This is a genomic window from Frateuria sp., assembly GCF_013362045.1.
GTDB lineage: Bacteria > Pseudomonadota > Gammaproteobacteria > Xanthomonadales > Rhodanobacteraceae > Frateuria_A.
Genome location: NZ_JABFWW010000228.1, coordinates 1 through 3,101, shown reverse-complemented (window position 1 = coordinate 3,101; position 3,101 = coordinate 1). Strand labels below are relative to the sequence as shown.

The window sequence follows — 3,101 nt, the reverse complement described above, 5'->3', positions numbered from 1 at the left end:
GAACGCGATCGCGCCGGCCGCGGACACGACAACGAGCGCGCGCGGCAGCCAGTCCGCCCGCCCGGTCGCCAGCGCCGCCAGCACCATGGCGCCGCACGGCGTCGCCACGGCCGGCACCGCCGCCAAGCCGGCCGCCGCGACGGCCAGCAAGCCAGCCGCCAAGCTTGCCAAGCCCGCAGCTGTGCCGGCCCCGGCCGAGGAACCCTGGTACATGCAGCCGTGGGCATGGGCGGCGGCCGGTGGTGCAGTGCTGCTGCTGATCCTGCTCGCCTTGCTGGGGCGCCGGCGCAAGCCCGCCGCACCGAAGGCCGCGCCGACGGCGTCTTCACTGGCCGACCGCTTCGGCAGCATGCCCGCCGCGCCCGCGGCCAGCGCCGATCCGGACCAGGATGAACTGCTCGATCAGCTTGCCGAGCATCCCGACGACATCGGCCTGCACCTGGAACTGGTGAGCCTGTACTACTCCCGCCGCGACGTCGAGCATTTCGAAGCGGCCGCCGAAGCGATGCACGCACACATCGCCGATCCGCAGCAGGACGAGTGGCAGGACGTGCTCGCGATGGGCGAAGACCTGGTGCCCGGCCATCCGCTGTTCGCGGGCGCGGGCTACATGGCGCCGGAAGCGTTCGCCGAGCACGAAGGCCGCCCTGCGGAAGAGGCCATGCATCCGTTTGACCTGGACAGCTACGCCACGGACGCGCAGGCGACCGAGGCGCCGTCCGCGCACGAGCCCGCGGCGGCGCGGCCGAAGGTCAGCGAATACCACTTCGACTTCGACCTCACGCCGCCGCGCGCGAACCCGGCGGCGCCGTCCGACGCGACGGACATGCACGCCACGGAGGACGAAGCGGACCGGACCGTGATGCGAAACGTCCAGCCCGCTTCCGAGGAACGTTCCTCCTGGAACTTCGAGGAACCGGTCAACGAAGCGGCAGGCGCCGGTCACGCCGCCGTGCCGCACGAGTCGGCCGAGTTCAGCGACGATCCGATCGACACCAAGCTCGACCTCGCCCGCGCCTACATGGACATGGGCGATGCGGATGGCGCCCGCGCCATGCTCGAGGAAGTGATGAACGAAGGCAGCCAGATGCAGAGGGACGCCGCGCAGCGCCTGCTCGATTCGCTGGCCTGAGACCCTACGCACCTGCGCGACGGGCCGGCATGCCGGCCCGTCGCGTTTTCGGCGCCGCGATGTTCCGGTGCGGCGATCATGGGACGGGCTTCAGCGCTAGCGCGATACCCAATGGGGCACTACCCCCTGCTTGGCTTCCGGCAGCTGCTAAGCTTTTTGGCTGTTATGCAGGATTCCACGCATGCGCATCGCCCTGGGCGTCGAATACGACGGCACTGATTTCCTCGGCTGGCAGCGGCTGGCCCATGGCGCCACGGTGCAGGGCGCGCTGGAGCAGGCGCTGTCGCGCGTAGCGGCGCAACCGGTCGAGGTGACCTGTGCCGGACGCACCGATGCCGGCGTGCACGGGCGTTGCCAGGTGGTGCACTTCGATACGCAGGTCGAGCGCGACATGCGCGGCTGGGTGCTCGGGGCCTGCTCGAACCTTCCCACGGGCGTGGCGGTGCTGTGGGCGCAGCCGGTGCCCGGCGCCTTCCATGCGCGATTTTCGGCGCGCAGCAGGCGCTATCGCTACACCATCCTCAACCGCCCGGTGCGCGCGGCGCTGGATGCGCGCTACGTCACCTGGGAGCGGTTGCCGCTGGATGCCGCTGCGATGCACGGGGCGGCGCAGGCGCTGCTGGGCGAGCATGACTTCTCCGCGTTCCGCGCCGTCTCCTGCCAGGCGGCGCACGCGCGCCGTTGCGTGCTCGGGCTGGAGGTGCACCGCCAGGGCGAACATGTGATCGTGGACATCGAAGCCAACGCTTTCCTGCACCATATGGTGCGCAACATCGTCGGCTCGCTGTTGCCGGTCGGGCGCGGGCAGCAGCCGGTCACATGGCCGGGAAAACTGCTCGCCGGGCGCGACCGCGAGGCCGCCGGCCCGACCGCGCCATCATCCGGCCTCGTATTCGTCGGCCCGCGCTACGAAGCGCACTGGGGCCTGCCTGCGGAAGTGAGCCAATGACCCGCATCAAATGTTGTGGGATGACCCGTGTCGAAGATGCCGCGCTCGCCGCCGAGCTGGGCGCCGATGCGATCGGCCTCGTGTTCACCGCGCGCAGCCGAAGGCGCGTGAACATCGACCAGGCGCGCATGATCGTCCGCGCGTTGCCGCCGATGGTCACCACCGTGGCGTTGTTCATGGACGAGGGCGCGGCGTTCGTCAACGAGGTCGTCGATGCCGTGCAGCCGCATCTGCTGCAATTTCATGGCGCCGAACACGACGACTGGTGCGCCCAGTTCGGGCGGCCCTACCTCAAGGCCATCGCGATGGGCGACGCCGGTACGGCATTGCCGCAGCTGCGCGCGTTTCCGGGCGCAGCGGGCCTGCTGCTGGATGGCCATGGCCTGGGCGAAGCCGGAGGCAGCGGCAGGGCGTTCGACTGGTCGCTGGCGCCGCGGGATTCGGGCCTGCCCTTGATCCTGGCCGGCGGACTGCACGCCGGCAACGTTGCCGAGGCGATCCACAGGGCACGGCCATGGGGCGTGGACGTGTCCAGCGGGATCGAATCATCGGTGGGGATCAAGGACGCAGCAAAGATGCGCGCCTTCATCGAGGCCGTGCGCGGGGCCTGAGGCAGGGGCCGACAGGCGGTGGGCCTCACTCCACCACGCCAAGCGCCGCGCGCAGCCACCCGGCCAGCGCTTCGATGCGATTGTCCTGCAGGCGGCGCGGCGCGGCCAGGATCCATGAGGCGGTGGTGGACGTGAATCCCCACGGCGCCTGCAGGCGGCCGGTCGCCAGGTCGTCGGCCACCAGTTGTTGCGGGGCGATAGCCACCCCCAGTCCCGCCGCCGCAGCTTCCAGCAGGTAATACAGGTGCTCGAAGCCCTGGCCGTACCGCAGCGCCGCAGGCGCGAGGCCGGCTGCACACGCCCATTGCGGCCACGCCTGCGGGCGCGAGGCGGTGTGCAGCAGCGGCTCGCTGGCCAGCGCGTCCGGCGGCTGGCCAGCGAGCCGGGCGGCGGCCGGACAGTGTGGACT

Annotated in this window: 4 protein-coding genes; 3 read left to right on the top strand and 1 reads right to left on the bottom strand. The window is 71.0% G+C overall.

All coding sequences use genetic code 11. The features are described 5' to 3' along the window. The 3 genes from HOQ08_RS11035 to HOQ08_RS11025 form a co-directional block, all read left to right on the top strand. Positions 1 to 1,132: FimV/HubP family polar landmark protein (locus tag HOQ08_RS11035; protein WP_291194539.1), on the top strand; the 1,132-nt coding region annotated here is incomplete at its 5' end. 181 nt (positions 1,133 to 1,313) lie between these two features. Further along, positions 1,314 to 2,081 carry a tRNA pseudouridine(38-40) synthase TruA gene (truA, locus tag HOQ08_RS11030; RefSeq protein ID WP_291194536.1) on the top strand — a complete coding sequence of 256 codons (768 nt, stop codon included), beginning with the start codon at positions 1,314 to 1,316 and terminating at the stop codon, positions 2,079 to 2,081. Beyond that, positions 2,078 to 2,692, top strand: a complete 615-nt coding sequence (locus HOQ08_RS11025) for a phosphoribosylanthranilate isomerase (protein WP_291194533.1) — start codon at positions 2,078 to 2,080, stop codon at positions 2,690 to 2,692. The genes truA and HOQ08_RS11025 overlap by 4 nt, the downstream gene beginning before the upstream one ends. A 25-nt stretch (positions 2,693 to 2,717) precedes the next feature. Here the strand turns inward: HOQ08_RS11025 and HOQ08_RS11020 are convergent. Beyond that, on the bottom strand, positions 2,718 to 3,101 hold a 384-nt coding region (locus tag HOQ08_RS11020; RefSeq protein ID WP_291194530.1), incomplete at its 5' end, for a LysR substrate-binding domain-containing protein.